15 protein-coding genes and 1 pseudogene are annotated in these 17,089 nt (G+C 57.4%); 9 read left to right on the plus strand and 7 right to left on the minus strand.

Annotated elements, in window-relative coordinates; all coding sequences use genetic code 11:
- The first annotated feature begins 6 nt into the window (after positions 1 to 6).
- Both GT571_RS02620 and GT571_RS09970 read left to right on the plus strand, forming a co-directional pair.
- The gene (locus GT571_RS02620) at positions 7 to 351 is read left to right on the plus strand and encodes a DUF6508 domain-containing protein (protein ID WP_161155280.1); all 345 of its coding nucleotides are present in this window, start codon (positions 7 to 9) and stop codon (positions 349 to 351) included.
- A 285-nt stretch (positions 352 to 636) separates the two neighbouring features.
- A complete protein-coding gene (locus tag GT571_RS09970; protein ID WP_204987186.1) occupies positions 637 to 1,164 on the plus strand; it encodes a zinc ribbon domain-containing protein in 528 nt (175 codons plus the stop codon).
- A 290-nt stretch (positions 1,165 to 1,454) separates the two neighbouring features.
- Here the strand turns inward: GT571_RS09970 and GT571_RS02630 are convergent, their stop codons facing one another.
- The 3 genes from GT571_RS02630 to GT571_RS02640 all read right to left on the minus strand — a co-directional run bounded on the left by GT571_RS02630 (position 1,455) and on the right by GT571_RS02640 (position 5,671).
- Complete coding sequence (locus tag GT571_RS02630; protein WP_161155282.1) at positions 1,455 to 2,654, minus strand: EcsC family protein; 1,200 nt, start codon at positions 2,652 to 2,654, stop codon at positions 1,455 to 1,457.
- Between the two features lie 1,278 nt (positions 2,655 to 3,932).
- Positions 3,933 to 4,904: an alpha/beta hydrolase gene (locus GT571_RS02635; protein WP_161155284.1), complete on the minus strand. Its 972-nt coding sequence runs from the start codon at positions 4,902 to 4,904 to the stop codon at positions 3,933 to 3,935.
- 2 nt (positions 4,905 to 4,906) lie between these two features.
- A complete protein-coding gene (locus GT571_RS02640; RefSeq protein WP_161155286.1) occupies positions 4,907 to 5,671 on the minus strand; it encodes a carboxymuconolactone decarboxylase family protein in 765 nt (254 codons plus the stop codon).
- A gap of 274 nt (positions 5,672 to 5,945) precedes the next feature.
- On the opposite strand from GT571_RS02640, the gene GT571_RS02645 reads away from it, so the two are divergent.
- The gene (locus GT571_RS02645; protein WP_161155288.1) at positions 5,946 to 6,386 is read left to right on the plus strand and encodes a MerR family transcriptional regulator; all 441 of its coding nucleotides are present in this window, start codon (positions 5,946 to 5,948) and stop codon (positions 6,384 to 6,386) included.
- Positions 6,387 to 6,615: 229 nt separating this feature from the next.
- Here GT571_RS02645 and GT571_RS02650 read toward each other — a convergent pair whose 3' ends face one another.
- On the minus strand, positions 6,616 to 7,515 hold the full coding sequence (locus tag GT571_RS02650; RefSeq protein ID WP_161155290.1) for a LysR family transcriptional regulator: 900 nt from the start codon (positions 7,513 to 7,515) through the stop codon (positions 6,616 to 6,618).
- A 129-nt stretch (positions 7,516 to 7,644) separates the two neighbouring features.
- Here GT571_RS02650 and GT571_RS02655 point away from each other — a divergent pair, with 129 nt between their 5' ends.
- From GT571_RS02655 to GT571_RS02665, 4 genes are all read left to right on the plus strand, one after another.
- On the plus strand, positions 7,645 to 8,493 hold the full coding sequence (locus tag GT571_RS02655; protein WP_161155292.1) for an aldo/keto reductase: 849 nt from the start codon (positions 7,645 to 7,647) through the stop codon (positions 8,491 to 8,493).
- Between the two features lie 71 nt (positions 8,494 to 8,564).
- A complete protein-coding gene (locus GT571_RS10145) occupies positions 8,565 to 8,699 on the plus strand; it encodes a flavodoxin (protein WP_267473384.1) in 135 nt (44 codons plus the stop codon).
- Positions 8,700 to 8,804: 105 nt separating this feature from the next.
- Positions 8,805 to 9,656, plus strand: a complete 852-nt coding sequence (locus tag GT571_RS02660; protein ID WP_161155294.1) for an aldo/keto reductase — start codon at positions 8,805 to 8,807, stop codon at positions 9,654 to 9,656.
- A gap of 44 nt (positions 9,657 to 9,700) precedes the next feature.
- Entirely contained in the window at positions 9,701 to 10,864 is a 1,164-nt protein-coding gene (locus GT571_RS02665; protein WP_161155296.1) for an iron-containing alcohol dehydrogenase, read from the plus strand.
- Here GT571_RS02665 and GT571_RS02670 read toward each other — a convergent pair.
- A complete protein-coding gene (locus tag GT571_RS02670) occupies positions 10,861 to 11,139 on the minus strand; it encodes a hypothetical protein (RefSeq protein ID WP_161155298.1) in 279 nt (92 codons plus the stop codon). The genes GT571_RS02665 and GT571_RS02670 overlap by 4 nt on opposite strands.
- Before the next feature lie 626 nt (positions 11,140 to 11,765).
- Positions 11,766 to 11,933, minus strand: coding sequence for a hypothetical protein (locus tag GT571_RS02675; RefSeq protein WP_157966984.1), 168 nt, complete (start codon positions 11,931 to 11,933; stop codon positions 11,766 to 11,768).
- Between the two features lie 837 nt (positions 11,934 to 12,770).
- On the opposite strand from GT571_RS02675, the gene GT571_RS02680 reads away from it, so the two are divergent.
- Both GT571_RS02680 and abc-f read left to right on the plus strand, forming a co-directional pair.
- Positions 12,771 to 14,057, plus strand: coding sequence for an MFS transporter (locus GT571_RS02680; RefSeq protein WP_005987410.1), 1,287 nt, complete (start codon positions 12,771 to 12,773; stop codon positions 14,055 to 14,057).
- 261 nt (positions 14,058 to 14,318) lie between these two features.
- On the plus strand, positions 14,319 to 15,788 hold the full coding sequence (abc-f, locus tag GT571_RS02685; RefSeq protein ID WP_005987409.1) for a ribosomal protection-like ABC-F family protein: 1,470 nt from the start codon (positions 14,319 to 14,321) through the stop codon (positions 15,786 to 15,788).
- A gap of 908 nt (positions 15,789 to 16,696) precedes the next feature.
- On the opposite strand, the pseudogene GT571_RS02690 reads toward abc-f, so the two are convergent.
- Positions 16,697 to 17,089, minus strand: a pseudogene (locus GT571_RS02690) (hypothetical protein); the annotation flags it as partial.

The following is a 17,089-nucleotide window of genomic DNA, read 5'->3' on the forward strand; positions in this document are numbered from 1 at the left end:
GCGAACATGTTCGAAAGACTAACCAAGTACGCTGGCAAGCTGGCGGACAGAAACATGAATGTCGAGTTTGGGGGCGGGACGTTCGGACTCGAGGATTTCGTCGACGATTTCTATGAACTGGACGGGTTCGCAGACACCAGCTACTTCGAGACGCTTGAACGCCATAGCATCGACACCTCGGAAGGTATAGACAGCTGCGACATCGACCATGGGGACATTGACCTGATACGTGCATGCATCACGTGGTGCGTTCGTGGCGACCGCTTCTGCGACGGACTCCTTGCCGCGCAAGCTAGGAGCGGGTTTCTGGACCGCTGCCTCTCCCGACTGAAGGAGCTCGACGAAAGTTAGTCAGCGACTCCGAATACACTTGGACCGTGGCCGCCACTAGCGTCAGTAGTAAATCCAGAGACAGTCTCCATCGAAAAGAGTGATTGACCACTGCCGCCAGTTCTCCGAATCCATTTTGCAGGGTTTACACTCGCAGAAGGAGCCCTTGGCAGCATCGTCGTGATGCGCGTCGCCTACCACGAGACTTTCAGGTGATATTTCACAGCGGGGCTATCCGCCTTTATCATCTTACACGTCGCATTGTTTTTCTCGCATGCAGCGCTGGAGTTATTTAGGGAGCATTTAATGGATATGCTGACGTCACTTTTGCCCATGTTCATTCTCCTTGGCATCGTAGTGTTCGCATCCGACAGACAGGAGAAACGGAAGGTCGAACTCGAAAAGGTCAAAGCAAAAGCCGAGTGGGACCGTGCGAGCGAGAGTTTCAGAGACGATGTGACCCAAGAAGAGCTTGAGGAAATTGTCGCCAATACGCGACGATCAGTAAAAAGACTTGAGTCCCTTACCGTAGCCGGGCACAGAGTCTACGGGGCAGTTGCTACTCTCAGCGGCATCAGCTCATGGAAGTTCGTAATTGACTTTGACTACAAGGGCCACCTCACAAGCGATTACACCGTAGCGAGCTCAAACGAAGACTCGGGTATCCCCGAGCGCGTAGCAGTCCTGATTGCCAAGGGAATTAGGACCTGGACGCCAGGAGGCCGCAAGGTGCGCGCGTCTTTCTGCCCCTATTGCGGCGTCAAGGCATCCGGCGACGCGTCGTACTGCTCTTCCTGCGGAGCCAGGCTGCCGCAGGTGCCGAAGAGGCCGTAGCTGGGACTAAAATGGCTGCGGGCATGGACAATAGAATGTAAATCTAAATACTGAACCGGGGTGCCAGATATGACGTTTGACAAACTGTTCGCCAACCAAGAGCCAAGGACCTCCACCCCCGACGCAGACGTGCACGAGCGCGATGATGCGGGTGGACGTCACATAAGCTCGGAGTACCTGACGGCGAGATAGAGTAAGGCGGAAGCCGCATGGCCGAGGGCAGCCAAATAGCTTCCGATTGATTACGTTTCGGCGCATGGAGTTGCGCCCGACAGGTCTAGTTGACGACTCTAACTCTCTGCAAACTCAGCCGTTTCTCCCGTAAGCCTCTGCACACGTTGTTCCTTCTCGACAATGAAACGCTTGTGGTAGAAGAGGTCGGCGAAGTCTAGGATACTGTTCATTTGCGCTGTGTCAAAAAAGGCACCGAAACCCGCTCCCACCACGGGAACAAGTCTGCCGACGTTCTTCAGAGTCAGCTTCTGACCAATTTGAGTAAGGGTTTTCTTAAATACGCCAGCCTCGATTGCCTTCTTGCCACCGTTCTCCAAAGCCTTTTGGGCTGCTTTGTTGGCGAGCGCGCGCATCTGGGCGATAGCGAGCGCGGCGCCACCTTTCTCGACCATCGCGGTCCAGCCCTTCTTTGCGGCTTGTTTCACGGCCGCGCTCTCGGCATATACGAGAACCTTCCCGATATAATCAGTAGCTGGGTTCCCCTTGGGGCACGGCGACATCGCCCTTTGGAACACCTCGCTGGCAATGATGAGCTCTGCGGGGTCTTCTTTGACGTCGTAGCCATAGAACATGGCCACTGACTGGACTGCCCTGAAATAAACAAGCATGCTGAGCGCGATGTTTGCAGGGAGACCCCAGAACCCGATAGCACCCGTTCCTCCGCCCTCGGCAAGTGCGATTCCCATGTGCTGCGGGCGCTCCTTGGCCGAGACGGCAGCGACGTCATATGCGCGCAGCAGACAGATTTGCGAAATATCCGAAACCTTTTGTGCCTGTTTTCCCGCGTTGACGCACTGTATGACGTGTTCTTTGCTCACGCTTGCCTTTGCCGCCTGTTTCTCGAGCTCTCCGAAGCCATCGGCAGCCTTCTTGATGGCAGCCGCCATGAGCTCCTGCTCCGTCAGATCCTCGAATGTATCCCTGGCGATGTCACTAACTTTACCGGCAATCTCCTTGACCGGAGCGGGCGTGAGTTCATCGGCTTTCCTCCCGGCTTTTGCCAGAATACCGGGAGAGGTCATCTTCTCGTAGCGTTTGGCGAGGGAGTCGATCTCTTCACATTCGCGGTCGTCAATTATCGGATCCGGTAGGATATATTCGCCATTCTCAGCAACGACATTTCCCTCGAATGAATCCCCGTATTCACCGCCGAAAGCCTGATGAATCCTCTTCGCTCCGTTCGCGGCCCCCTGCACCATGCCCTTGGCCATATTCCCGAAGTCAGGCATCTTCATATCATTAATGCTCTTTCCCATGGTTCTCCCTTCTCGGTATGTCCGCCTGCCTTATATAGGGCGAGAAATTATCGCGAGGCACTTCATGAACCGAAGGCGCGTATCCGCGAAATGAAATTTGTTCATACTGTTTAAAGATTTTACGCCTAGTGAACCTCCTATCTTTTAGTTGCCTGCTGATTTGTGACCACCGCAGAAGAACCCTTGATTATCAACTTCATCCCACGCCCCCCTACGTTCACCGTCGGCGTTTGCCATATAGTTACTTACGGCTCTTTTGGCTACCTCCAAGTGCCAGGAAAGTTCCCCGGCTATTTTATATTTATTTCCATTAGGAGCCCCATTGGCCAAAGAGCCCAGTATCTTCGTTGACGAGAACGGCGACATGGTGAAAAGGCTCGCTAGCATTTGCTCACACTCATCTACCGCCGCAAATAGTTCGAAAATCCGATAAGACTAATGAAGCGCATGGGCGCGATGTCTCCGCCGTCACGGCTGAATACCTAGACCCCTTCCAATCCCTTGACAACGTGAGGGCTTATTACGACAACTGCCAGCACAAAGCCCTATTTTGCGACGTTAGCCGCACGCGCTCGGCGCACACCAGAGCTACCAACACGGCACATGTCGAAAAAATGAGAGTGGATAATCTCCCACATTGAGCCTTGCTTGGGGCTCAATGTGGGAGATTATCCACTCTCATTCATCAGGCGTCCGAAAATCCACGCTCGTGCGTCCGTATTTCCACACTCGTGCTGCGCGCTCGCGAAGCATCGCGGATGTTGATTAGGAGCGACATGAATCGCGGTATGAAGCCGTAGGGGTTGCCTGGAGGTTGCCCGGAGGCTGCCAAAAGAAAAGCTCCTGACCTGTCGATGCAGGTCAGGAGCTTGAAATCGCCGAATATCAGCTATTCCCACTCTTTCACGCTCGTTTATTGTTGTGCCATTCCAGTCAACTCCAGTTGGGTCGTCGGCTTTAGGTGTCTTGCCACCGAATCTCGCCGTGTGTCTTCGCGTAGGAGTTTGAGACAAAACGTGGAGCAACGCAGAAAACTTTTCGGCATCGAAGGCCCGCAGTTTCATTTTTGTCCCAAGGACAAAACAGGTCGGATTGCAAGTTGCAGACATCTTGGCTGAGGACGTGAATCCGCTATTTCAGCCCCTCTTCACCTATTTCGAGGAAGGAATCATAGCTAGCGGCTTTATCCCTGCGCGTTTCAGCAGGTCAGAAGCCGTATGCTGTGACCATGACTGGAAGAATCGTTGCTGGGGGCTTGGCATTGAATCAAGGTGCGCCTTATTTCAGATATTCCTCAAAGAATGCCTTCAGCTTTCCAAACGGAATGATGTCCATCTGATCGTAAAGGTCGGTGTGGCTGGCACCAGGGATAATGAGCAATTCCTTGTTGTCCCCCGTCAGCTTGCCGTACGCGGTTTCGCTGAAATAGCGGGAGTGCGCCTTCTCGCCATGCACCAGCAACACAGCAGAGCGGATTTCGCTGCTGTATTGCAAAATCGGCATATTCAAAAATGACAGCGAAGACGTCGCATTCCAGCCACCGTTGGAGTTCAGGCTGCGGGGATGATAGCCTCGCGGAGTTTTGTAGTAGGCATAATAGTCCGCTACAAACTGCGGCGCATCCTCCGGTAGCGGATCGACCACGCCGCCCGCCAGCGCATAGCTGCCGTTTTTATAGTCCTCGGTGCGCTGCGCGTTCAGTGCTCTTCGCTTCTCAAAGCGTGCCTGCTCGGAATCCTCGGCGTCAAAATAGCCGTTTGCGGTCACGCGAGTCATATCGTACATGGTCATAGCCGCGGTAGCTTTGATACGGGTGTCGATGGCCGCCGCATTGACTGCCATGCCGCCCCAACCGCAGATACCGATGATGCCGATACGCTCCGGGTCAACGCTTTCCTGCACAGAGAGGAAATCCACCGCTGCGCAGAAGTCCTCGGTGTTGATGTCCGGCGATGCTACATAGCGGGGCGTGCCGCCGCTCTCGCCGGTATAGGACGGGTCGAAGGCAATTGCGAAAAAGCCCAGCTCCGCCATTTTCTGCGCGTACAGACCGGAGGACTGTTCCTTCACCGCGCCAAACGGGCCGCTGACGGCGATGGCGGGCAGTTTGCCTTCCGCGTTCTTAGGCACGTAAACGTCAGCCACCAGCGTGATGCCGTATCGGTTGTGGAAGGTCGCCTTGCTGTGCTCAACCTTGTCGTTTTTGGGGAACACCTTGTCCCATTCCTGCGTCAGTTTCAACTGCTCCATGCCTAAGCCTCCTTGTCAGTCGCTTTAAGGTACTGCTCGTCATTCACGGGCTCCAACCACTCGTTGGAGGCCTTCTCGCCCGGAACCTCCATCGCGAGATGGGAGAACCAGCTGTCGGGCGCCGCACCGTGCCAGTGCTTTACGCCCGCGGGAATATTTACTACATCGCCAGGGCACAGCTCCTGTGCCGGTTTGCCCCATTCCTGATAAAGCCCTCGACCAGCCACGCAGACGAGGATCTGCCCGCCGCCGCTTTTGGCGTGATGGGTGTGCCAGTTGTTGCGGCAGCCCGGCTCGAACGTAACGTTGTAAATGCCGACCTGCTCGGTGGAAAGGGGCGCGAGGTAGCTTTGCCCGATAAAGTACTTCGCAAATGCGTCGTTGGGGGCACCGATGGGAAAGGCCATCTCGTTTTGATGCTTAGCTCTTGCATCAGCGGCATTGTCATCCGCCCAGACCTCCTTCGCCATGCGAAAGGCCGCCCACGCCTTGGGCCATCCCGCATAAAACGCCGCATGCGTAAGGATTTCCGCTATCTCAGCCCTGGTCACGCCATTGTTCTTTGCGGACATCAGATGATATTGAAACGAAGAGTCCGTCAGGCCCTGCGCCATTAGGGCAACCACCGTCACTATGCTGCGATCTCGAAGGGAAAGCCCGTCTTCTCGACTCCATACCTCGCCGAACAGCACATCGTCATTGAGCTGCGCAAATTTGGGGGCAAAGTCCCCCAGGGCATCCCTGCCCGCTGTCTGCTTAATCGTCATGTTTGATTCCTCCTGTCGATGGTTTTGAGTACAAACTGCTTTCGCGCAGCTAAGCCGCGCCTAGATTTCCATGCCCATTCGATGCGCCTGCTCCAGAGCGGGATGCCCGGCGATTTCGCCCACGCCGTTCACGCCGCCGGCGAAAATCGTTCCGGCAAGCGCGCGCCTTTGGCGAAAATCCCTTGCACTCCTTATATATATTGACGAAAATAAAGGTAATACCTAAACCTAACTTTAGGTCAAGGAGTAAATTCGAGATTTGTCCGGAGGGACCATGTACACAATCGGACAGGTGGCGGATATGTTCGGTCTGCCCGTTTCCACGCTGCGCTATTACGACAAGCAGGGATTGTTCCCGGAATTGGAGCGAACATCCGGCATTCGCCGATTCGGCGATACGGAACTCGAGGCGCTTCGGGTCATCGAATGCTTAAAGAAGGCTGGGATGGAGATCAAGGACATCCGGCTGTTCATGGAATGGTGCGCGGAGGGCCCATCGACATATCCCAAGCGCAAGGCCATGTTCGAGGAGCGGAAGGCCCACATGGAATCGGAAATCGCGAACATGAACCGTGCGCTGGATATGTTGAAGTTCAAATGCTGGTACTACGAGCAGGCGATCCAAGATGGCAACGAGGATAGAGTGAAGGCGCTGATTCCCGACGATTTGCCGGAAGAGATCAAAGATACCTACGATAGCGCCCACGCTCAATAATGCCGCCCGATGCTCAAGGGGCTTTGGCAAGGAGTCGTTTAGGCAGACATGCAAAAAGAAAGCCTCCGAACAGAAGGTTCGGAGGCTGTTATTCCCGTTATTTCGCTGATGGCTTTGCTCTATGGCGACGCCGAAACAACATCGGGCGGTACTCGACGGTATCAAAACGCAAGCTCAGAAGCCAGTTCCCGTTATTCCCATAGGCATAAGCGCATCTGTTCGCGATTGCCTATCGATGCTTTGCCTCGAGCACGGCAGACACCGCATCGAGGAACTCCCGCACATGGTCTGCGGGGTGCGGCGAATGAAGCAGCCCGTAAGACACGAGACAGTCCCAATCGGTAGGGACGGTTTTGAGCATGGGGTGGACGTTGGCCCACAACGGCAGCGTCGCAAGCGCGAGGTCCTCGTTCGCGCCGCGATTGAACACCTCCACCCGATATTGCGGGAAGTCTACGAGCGCGATTTGAGGATGATGCAAGAGTATCTCGTCGCGTACGCGGTCGATTTCGGTGTTCCAGCCCCGGCGTATAAGCATAAGACTGTGATTGTGGAGGTCGTCGAATGTGACGATGTCGCGTTTGGCGAGCTCGCTGTCGACGGGAACGGCGCACCAGAGCGGCTCGCGCGAAAGCTCGAGGCCCAGGCATCCGCGCTCTTTAAGAAAGGCATCGTCGAAAATCCCCACCACGATATCCATGTCTTGCCCGAGGTTCGCCAAACCGCGCGCCGCCGAGGGTGTGTTTTCAAACGTGACCACCTGAAGGCTCATGCCAGGGCAACGTTCCTTCACCTTCGGCCATAGCTTCGTGAGCGGCGTGCTGGGCGTCATGAGCGACACTCCCACGCGGATGATGCGCTTCTCTCCGCGCTCGGCGACGCGGGCGCGTGCGATTGATTCTTGAGAGTACTGCACGATATGGCGGGCGTCGGCGAGCAGCGACCTGCCTGCTCGCGTAAGCGAAAGCCCCTGATGCGATCGGTGGAACAGCGTAAGGCCTAGCCGCGACTCCAGCAGGTTCATCTGCTTGATGACGGCCGTGGGCGTGATGAAGGACTCTTGTGCCGCCTTGGAGAAGCTGCCCGCCTCCGCCACGCGGATGAAAGTGTCAAGCTGTGGGTTGTACATCGATCCTCCTGTCACGCATTATGTGCCGTATATACCTCATGGTTATATCCATCATTCCAACGTGAACTTCTCGCGCGTCAGTAAACGCCGTAGCCTCGTATTCGAAAAGTCACCATTAAGGAGGAGACCATGGAGTATCTGAAGCTCAACAACGACGTAGAGATACCCATCGAAGGTTTGGGCACCTTCCTCATGACCCCGGTCGAGGCCGAGGCGGCCGCAACCGCCGCGCTCGCGGCTGGCTACGAGCACATCGACACCGCCAACGCCTACATGAACGAGCACGCCGTGGGCCGTGCCATCGCCAAGAGCGGCATCGCGCGCGGCAAGATCTTCGTCTCCACCAAGCTCTGGCCGAGCGTCTACGACGCAGGCATGCCGGCGGTGGACGCCACGCTCCAGCGCCTGGGGCTCGACTACGTCGACATGCTCATCCTGCACCAGCCGGTAGGCGACTACCTGGCCGCGTGGCGCACGATGGAGGAGGCGTACCGCGCGGGCAAGGTGCGCGCCCTCGGCCTCTCCAACTTCCCGCAAGACAAGATCGCCGAGGTCATCGAGGTCGCCGGCATCAAGCCGCAGCTCGTGACCGTTGAGTGCCACCCCTACCACGCCCAGCGCGACCTGCGCGCCTACCTCGCGCCGTACGGCACGGTGATCGAGGCGTGGTACCCGCTCGGCCACGGCGACAAAGGTCTTCTGGAGGAGCCCGTCTTCGTCGCTCTCGCCGAGAAGTACGGCAAGACCCCGGCCCAGGTGATCCTGCGCTGGCACGTGCAAATGGGCACCTCCATCATCCCCGGCTCCAAGAACCCCGCCCACATCGCCGACAACGCGAACATCTTCGACTTCTCCCTCACCGAAGACGAGATGGCTGAAATTGCCAAGCTCGACGGGACCATGACCTACTACACCGCCACTGAGGAAGCACTCGCGGGCTACCTGGCCATACGCCCCGATTTCGACGCGCAGGAGTAGCGCTCAGACAATAACGGACCAACCAAGCCGCCGCCGAGGACCAGTCGACTGTCGAGGACGAGCCCGCCGCAGTGCCCGCTGCAGACGGCAACGTCCTCGTGGCCTACTACTCGGCACAGGGCCACACCGCTGTCGTAGCTCAGGCCATCGCCGACGAGCTCGGCGCCGATCTCTTTGAGGTGACGCCTAGAACCCGCGGGTTATAACACCGTGCACACCCCAGCGTTATAGAACCCTCACCAACGGAAACTTCCGCCGACGCGGCTCCCCTCGTATGGTGGATACGTCAAGTTGCGAGAAAGGAAGGCACCATGAACTACATCACCTTGAACAACGGCGTCAGGATGCCGCAGCTCGGCTTCGGCGTGTACCAGATTCCGGACGCCGCGGAATGCCAGCGCGCCGTGGAGGACGCGCTCTCGGTCGGCTACCGGCTGCTCGACACGGCCGCGAGCTACGGCAACGAAGAGGCGGTCGGGGCCGCCATTCGTGCGAGCGGCCTGCCGCGCGACGAGGTGTTCGTGACGACCAAGCTGTGGATGTCGGATGCGAGCTACGAGGGGGCCAAGCGCGGCTTCGACGCGTCGCTCAAGCGGCTGGGGCTCGACTACGTCGACCTCTACCTCATCCACCAGCCGTTCGGCGACGTCTTCGGCGCGTGGCGCGCCATGGAGGAGCTCTACGAGCAGGGCGTTATCCGCGCCATAGGCACAGCTAACTTCTACCCCGATCATCTCGCAAACCTCATCTCGTTCAACCGTATCGCCCCCGCTGTGAACCAAGTCGAGTGCAACGTGTTCTTCCAGCAGCGCGAGGCGCAGGAGTACATGGTCGGCAAGGAGGTAGCCATAGAGGGCTGGGCGCCCTTTGCGGAGGGCAGAAACGACCTCTTCCGCAACGAGGTCCTCGCTCGCATCGGCGAGGCGCACGGCAAGACGGTCGCCCAGGTCGTGCTGCGCTGGCTGCTGCAGCGCGGTGTGGTCTGCATCCCTAAGAGCACGCACCGCGATCGCATGGAGCAAAACTTCGACGTCTTCGACTTCGCGCTGGGCGACGACGAGATGGTCGCCATCGCCGCGCTCGACACCGGGCGCAGCGCGTTCTTCGACCACCACGACCCCGCCACCATCGAATGGATGTCCGGGCTCGTGCGCAACGTGTAGACGAGCGGTCAGACCGCACTGATAACTTACTAGGAGGAATTGCCATGAACTCATTCACGTACGACTACCCGGTCAGGAACTACTTCGGCGAGGGGGCCATGGACCAGGCACTCGACGCCGAGATGGGTGCCATGGGCAAGACAGTGATGCTCGCCTACGGCGGAGGCTCGGTCAAACGAACCGGCGTCTACGGCCACGTGGTCGACAAGCTCACGAGCGCGGGCAAGCGCGTGGTGGACTTCGGCGGCATCATGCCCAATCCGACCTACGAGAAGTGCCAGGAAGGCGCCGCGCTCGCACGCGAGGAGCAGGTCGACTTCATTCTCGCCGTCGGCGGCGGGTCGGTCTTCGACTGCTGCAAGGTGGTCTCCGCGCAGGCGATGCTTGACGAGGACATCGAGACGTTCGAGCACGCCGACGGCAAGATGCCGAGTTCGTTCATCCCCATGGGCTGCATCGTTACGCTCTCCGGCACGGGTGCCGAGCAGAACAACGGCGCCGTCATCACCAACGAGGAGACGCACGTGAAGGGCGCCTATCTGGGGGCGATGCCCATGTGGGCGGCGCTCGACCCGGCGCTCACGCTCACCGTACCGCACGCGCAGTTCATGAGCTGCGCGTTCGACACGCTCTCGCACTGCATGGAGAGCTATTTCGGAAGCCCGCGCGGACGCAACGTCACCGACGACATCAACCTCGCCATCCAGCGTAACGTCATCCGCAACATGCGCCTCATCGCGGACGACGACCAGAACTTCGATGCCAGAAGCGAGCTCGTATACGACTCCGCCATGGCCGAGAACGGCGTGCTCAAGATCGGCAAGTCAACGGACTTCCAGACGCACATGATCCAGCACCAGTACGGCGCGTACACCCACACCAACCACGGAATGGGCCTCGCGGTCATCCACCCTGCGCTCTACCGCCACCTGGCCCCCGAGGCGCCCGCGCAGTTCGCCCGCTGGGCGCGCGAGGTGTGGGACGTCGACGCCAAGGGCAAAGACGACCTTACGGTGGCGCTCGAGGGCATCGACCGCCTGCAGACGTTCATCGGCGAGATGGGGCTTCCCACGAGCTTCGCCGAGATGGGCTCCGACGCGTCCGACGAGACGCTGCACAAGGTTGCGGACACCTGCGTGCTCACCGGCGGCTGCGCCAAGAAACTGGAGCGCAGCGAGGTGTTCCAGATTCTGACCGAGTGCCTCTAGATCGGCGCTCGGTCCCGATCCGCCCGCGCCGAATCGTGCGTTTCGGGGCTTTCGACCTCTTTCTCCATGTCATCGCGCCACCGCTTAAGCTCAGCCGTGGCCGCTCTCTTCCCCTTGGTAAGAGCCGCCTTGGACGTTGTCTTCCTCTTGGGTTTGCCGAACAAATCCAGCTCGCCCATGTCGTGATAGTGGAGAGTTCCCTTCCATCCGACTTGCTTACCGTCCCTCTTGTAGGGGCTGACGCTCACTTCTGAATGAAAGATGTCTCTCGCCATCTCCAAAACCACTTTTGCACCAAACTTCGCAAAAAAGAAGCTCCTCACGGGAACGTAAGGAGCTTCTACCTGCTGGTTTGTGTTTCGCTAGCCCTGTCAGCCTATTCCCACTCGGTGGTTATAGTTTTGCCGTCTCGTCACTCCAGTTGCACCCAGTTTTCGGCGGCATCTCGAAGTGAGTGCCGCTGAATGACGCGACGTCGCGTTTCATCGGCTTCGGGGACAAAAGCTGGGACAACTTCAAAAACCATTTTCAAACTCAGAGTATTGAGTTTTTATTTTTGTCCCAAGGGGCACGGAGAGCCGCCTTTGGAGGCTCGATATCGCCGAAAAACGCCCGTTTTGAAACTCAACCGCCTTTGAGCCTGCAAACCACCAGCTTCAACAGTAAGTGAGTCGACGCGGGTGGCTTACGAGCCGTTCACAAAACCGCAGGCCACAGGTCTTTGTCAACGATAAGCAAAGTGAATAGTCTCAGGTGGCTTGCCCATGAGTTGGCGTAAGCCTGTTTAGCAAAAGGCTAATCGGACACGACAGGCCGCCCGCATGGCGACGGCGTTTCCCGTGCGGGCACAAACAGCCCTGCGTGCCCTGTCGCGCGATATCCCAATGCGACGTTCAGAACCCTACCCGCCAAGCAGCCACCTCGCGAAATTCAGCACGAGCACGCCCTCCCGGGTATGGGGCTCATGCCTCGTGCGAGTGATGAGAATCTTCGGGAATGCATCCCCGATGGATAGAATCGGCGCAATCTCCCTCTCGAGCGTCGAATCGGCGCCGATATCGTCGCTCACATACACTTTCCTTCCCGGTTTCGAAACTTGGAAGGCAGTATGCGCAAGGATGCGTCGAGGTGCGATCCCAGTCGTACCATGCCAGCAGAGATGTCGAGGCACATTCGTTCATGCTGCAATGCGGGCATCGGAGATGAAAAACAGCCCGTCGGGTAGTCATGGGCGTGCGGGAGCCCGCATCAGTAACCTGCCTCCTCGGTTGTCCCTTCTTTGCATGGTCGTCTACATAAAGGAGGAACCAGCCATGCAGATCAGCATGCTTGCCCTTCTTGGGTCACGGACCGGGGAGGCGAGGGCCTCCGTCGGGACCGCCCCGAGCAACCGGCATATCCAAGGAATGACAAGGCTCGATCGCTGTGCTGGTCAGGATGCCGAAGCGGGCCGTCCGCCAATCGGAATGCGGGTCAGGATGCTGCAACGTGATTCCAGCTGCAGGATACGGCTCCTTTGCGGTTGCCGCAAAACCTGCTGGCAACATTCTTACTATCCGAATGATGTACGCATCCCTTGGGATCGTTTCGCCTGACCAGGGCCATCTTCAGCGCCTCATCGGCCAGCTCGGCAGGCGCCTCTTCCACGCGTAATAGCCCTGGCGGGTCACCTATGCAACCAAAGATACAAAAGGAATCGAATGGCCAGAGAGGATTGCCCTTACCGATGCTCGATTCTTGACAGGCAAACTCAAGCCTCGTTAATATTACATGGTTTGCCAGACCGAATTAACAAAGGAGGGGTGTCGTGGTTGGTCTTTTCCGCACGTGGATGAGCGCCTAGAAAGCGGCGCTGTTGTGGCGTCGCGCTGTTTTTCTGCACGCCATTTCACGATTGGACATAACCATGATATTTGAAACCTCTCGGGGCAGGTCTGTTCTGCTGTGCCATTCATGGCAATTCAAGCTTTGTTTCGTATGGGGCGGGGAGCTCGTTTCGACATTGACGAGTTCGATTCTCCAAATGGGTCTTATTTGGCATCTCGCCCTCACGACAGGGTCGTCTTCTCTCCTCTCCTTAGCATCGCTGGCAGGCTTTCTGCCGATTGCTTTGTTCGGAATCCTTGCGGGCGCCGTTGTCGACAGACTGCCTTTGAAACGTGTCCTCATCGGCGCCGACCTCTTCATTGCCGCGGTGGGTGCCGCCTTGGCGATTGCCTCGTTGGCCGGCAGCTTACCTGCATGGCTAATTCTCATCGCCCTGTTTCTCCGTGCAGTTGGTACTTCGTTCTACACGCCAGCCTCCCAATCTCTCACGCCCCATCTCGCCCCGCCAGAGCATCTCGTTCGCCTATCGGGGGTGACTCAGGCGATTCAGTCCGGCGGATACATTCTTGGCGCCGCGCTTGCAGCAGTGATTTATCCCGTGGCGGGCATTACCGCTATGATTGTCCTCGACGTGCTGGGAGCGCTTTTCGCTTCTTTAGCCGTCCTCGCCGCACAGATAGACGCAGGGGGCCTCGATGAAGCCGACCGCAGCTTGTCCTTTTCCAATAAGGTTCGAGAGCTCTTCTCTGAGATTTCGGACGGCTACAAGCTGATTAGGGAGTACAGGGGGCTGTTCGCCCTTCTTTGGTGCGGGTTCGTCTTCGCTTTCGCGTTCTCTCCGCTCGCGGCATTGTTCCCAATAATGACCTTGGGGCATTTTGGCGGTAGCACGGGGGATGCCGCTTTGGTGGAAATCCTTTTTTCTGCAGGCATGCTGGCTGGGTCCGGCATTTTGGCGGCCACGGGAGGGTTCCGCAATAGGTCGTTCACCATGGTCGCCGCGATTGCCGGCTTCGGCATTGCCGCAATCGTATCCGGATCGCTCGGCCCGTCATTGTTCGCTGCTTTCCTGCCGGTGAGCTTTCTTATGGGCGCATGCTCCCCGTTGTACGCGGGAACCCAGACTGCCCTTATGCAGGAGCAGATACCTCCTGAGTACCTAGGCCGCGTTTTCGGCCTCTACGGAACCATCATGGCGTGGGCCATGCCCATGGGCCTCGCAGCCCCCTCCGTTTTTGCGGATCTGCTTGGAGCTCCGTTATGGTTCGTCGGCTCTGGAGCGACCATGGTACTGCTTGCGATGGCTATGCTGCTTGCTCCGAGCGTCCGAAACGCGGGGAAAAGAGATACCGGGCAGATTCAATAGCCCAAGTATTCGAAAAAAAGAGGCAGCAGCCATCGGTTCAAGCGTCAGCCTTCAAGCCCTTGCGACGACGAGGTATTGCACCGACATTCCGCATCGCGCTCCTTATTCGTCGCCAACTATCATTTTCGGATTTGCCGGCTTGCGCAAGGTCAAAACGCTCGCGCCGGCAATTGGGCAAAGGCGAAAAATCGACGTGAGCAATCTTTTTTGGCATGGCTGCGCTTCCAGTAAAACGCTAATACACAAAAGGCGGTTCAACCTATGGAACTCATAGTCAAAGCTAAAGACATCTTTTTGGAATATGCCGGCCGCGATATCCTAGATATCGAAGAGTTGGAAATCTACTCCTACGATCGCATCGGCTTGGTGGGAGACAATGGCGCAGGCAAAACCAGCCTGCTTAAAATTCTGAGCGGCAATCTTACCATTGCGGACGCCGACGTCAGGCGCTTCGGCAGCATTGCCCTCATCGGCCAACTCGATGAACTCGACCTTGATGCGGCTCAGGACAGTGGTGAGATGCTCTCCCGTCTCAACGTCGCCGGAGTGGCGCAGGAGACGATGAGCGGCGGGGAGGAAACACGCGCCAAGATTGCCTCTGCACTCTCCCAGCATGCAAGCGCGATCTTCGCCGACGAGCCTACGAGCCACCTCGACCAAGACGGCATCCGCCTTCTCGTCGGACAACTCAAGGCATTTGATGGGGCTCTGCTCATCGTGAGCCATGACCGTCATTTTCTCGACCAGGTGGTAGACAAGATCTGGGAGCTCAAAGACGGCGGTATTTCCGAATTCTGGGGTGACTACTCCGACTATCTGCGACAGAAAGAAGAAGAGCGCAAAGCTCAGGCGACTCGATACGAAGAGGCGATGCGCGAGCGCGATCGCCTCGAAGCCGCCATCGAAAAACAACGGAAAAAAGCACGGCAGGTCGACGCCAAGCGGAAGGCTGCGAAAAAAAGCAACGAGTATGCAGGTCGATTGGGGCATCAGAAAGCAACCGGCACCAAACAGAAGAGGATGTACCAGGCGGCTAAGGACATGGAGAAGCGCCTCGAAGCGCTCGAAGGGATTGAGGCCCCAGATAGCATTCGCGCCGTGCGGTTCCGCCAGAGCAAGGCCCTGGAACTGCATAGTAAATTTCCCATCTCGGCAGACGATTTCAGCTTGAGCTTCGGCAACTGCATGCTCTATGACCACGCGAAATTCGAGATACCGCTCGGTGCCAAAGTGGCCATCACCGGTGGCAACGGTACAGGAAAGACCAGCCTGCTGAAGGCAATCGCTCGACGCGCCGACGGTATCAACATCTCTCCCAAGGCAGAGATCGGTTACTTCGAGCAAACAGGCTACAAGTTCGACGCCCGTCAGTCTGCGATCTCGTTCATGCAGGATGGTTGCGAGTACAGCATGACCGAAATTCGAGGCATCCTCGCCTCTATGGGAATCGGACCGCGCGACCTGACAAAGGACGTTGGCGTTCTCTCGGGAGGCGAAGTCATCAAGCTGCTACTCGCGAAGATGCTGCTGGGCAGATACAACATCTTGCTCATGGACGAGCCTGGAAATTACCTGGACATCAAGAGCGCCGAAGCCCTCGAGCAGATGATGAGCGCCTATGCCGGAACGATAGTGTTCGTCTCCCACGATAAGAGGCTGGTCGAGAACGTCGCAGACATTGTCTACGAAATAAAGGACACCAAGCTAGTCAAAATCTTTCAGCGCGAATAGCCCTAAATGAGCAAGAAATAATCCCCGAACGGAGACAAGGGAGTAAAACGGCAAAGAAAGAGCCTCCGTCCCAACGCAGGGAACGGAGGCTCTTTAATCGCTTTTACTCATCTCCGTCGCTGGTGGCTTTGTCATGACTCTCGTACGAAACGAAACTCAGCGGCACAGTGCGGCACTCAAAATCGCAGGTCAGAACCCTATCGGCCTACTCCCACTCGATGGCTTCAGTTTTACTGTCCCGACATTCCAGTTGTCCTCAGTTTTCGATGCCGTCTCAAACCGAGTGCCGCCAAGTAACACTATGTCGTGTTTCATCGGCTTCGGGGACAAAAGCCGGGGCAATCTCAAAAACTCATTCCAAACTCGGGGCTTTGAGTTTTCGTTTTTGTCCCAAAGGGCACGGCGGACAGCCTTTAGAGGTTCGATATCGACGAAAACGCCCGCTTTGAAACTCAAGTGCCTTTTCGTGTGCGAGCCGCCAGCTGCAATAGGAAGTGAATCAACGCAGGCGCCTTTCAAGCAGTTTGCAAAACTGCAGGTTGCAGGCCTTCATTGCTAGTAGGGGAAATGAGTAGTCTCAGGTGGCTTGCCCATGAGTTAGCGAGCAGGTTGGGGCTTCGTTGTTGGCGCAATCACTTCGTGCACACTCGAAAGGTCTGTTTAACTTCAGACAGGGCGCCAGTGCCTACGCGCAGTGGCGCAGATGATGGGCAGCAAGAGACAAGCATCTGCTGCCGCCCATCAGAAAGCATCGTACAGGCCATACCACACGTCGGTGTAGATGAAGTCGGCGCCCTTGATGCACTCGGTTGTCGTCGGAGACCTTGCAGTTCTCCTCGCCGATGGCCATGAGGTCGCCCATCTCCTGCGAAGGCGGGCGAGCCGTAGCTCGCCCGACCTGGTACGTCTTACAGACCGTGCTTACCGAGAGCGGCCATGCGCTCATTGATGGTGGCGCGGTATGCCGCAGCCTTCTGCTCGTCGGGCTCGCTCTGGGGGCACAGAGTGGCCAGGATGGCGCGAATGGAGTGCTTGCGGTTCTCGGCCTCGACCCAGCACAGGGAGCGCTCGGGATCGTCCATGACCTCGTCGACGACTTCCTCGCCACGGTTGGCGGGCAGGCAGTGCATGAACATGCTGTTCGGACCGGCAACGTTCATCATATCCCAGGTCACCTGGTACTTCGGATAGAACACATCCATGTAGCTGGAGCTGGAGACTTCACCTTGATTATCAACTTTATCCGAACACCTCCCACATTCATCCGCACATGTGCGGATGAATGTGGGAACCCGATACCC

Source organism: Collinsella aerofaciens (genome assembly GCF_009876115.1).
GTDB lineage: Bacteria > Actinomycetota > Coriobacteriia > Coriobacteriales > Coriobacteriaceae > Collinsella > Collinsella aerofaciens_N.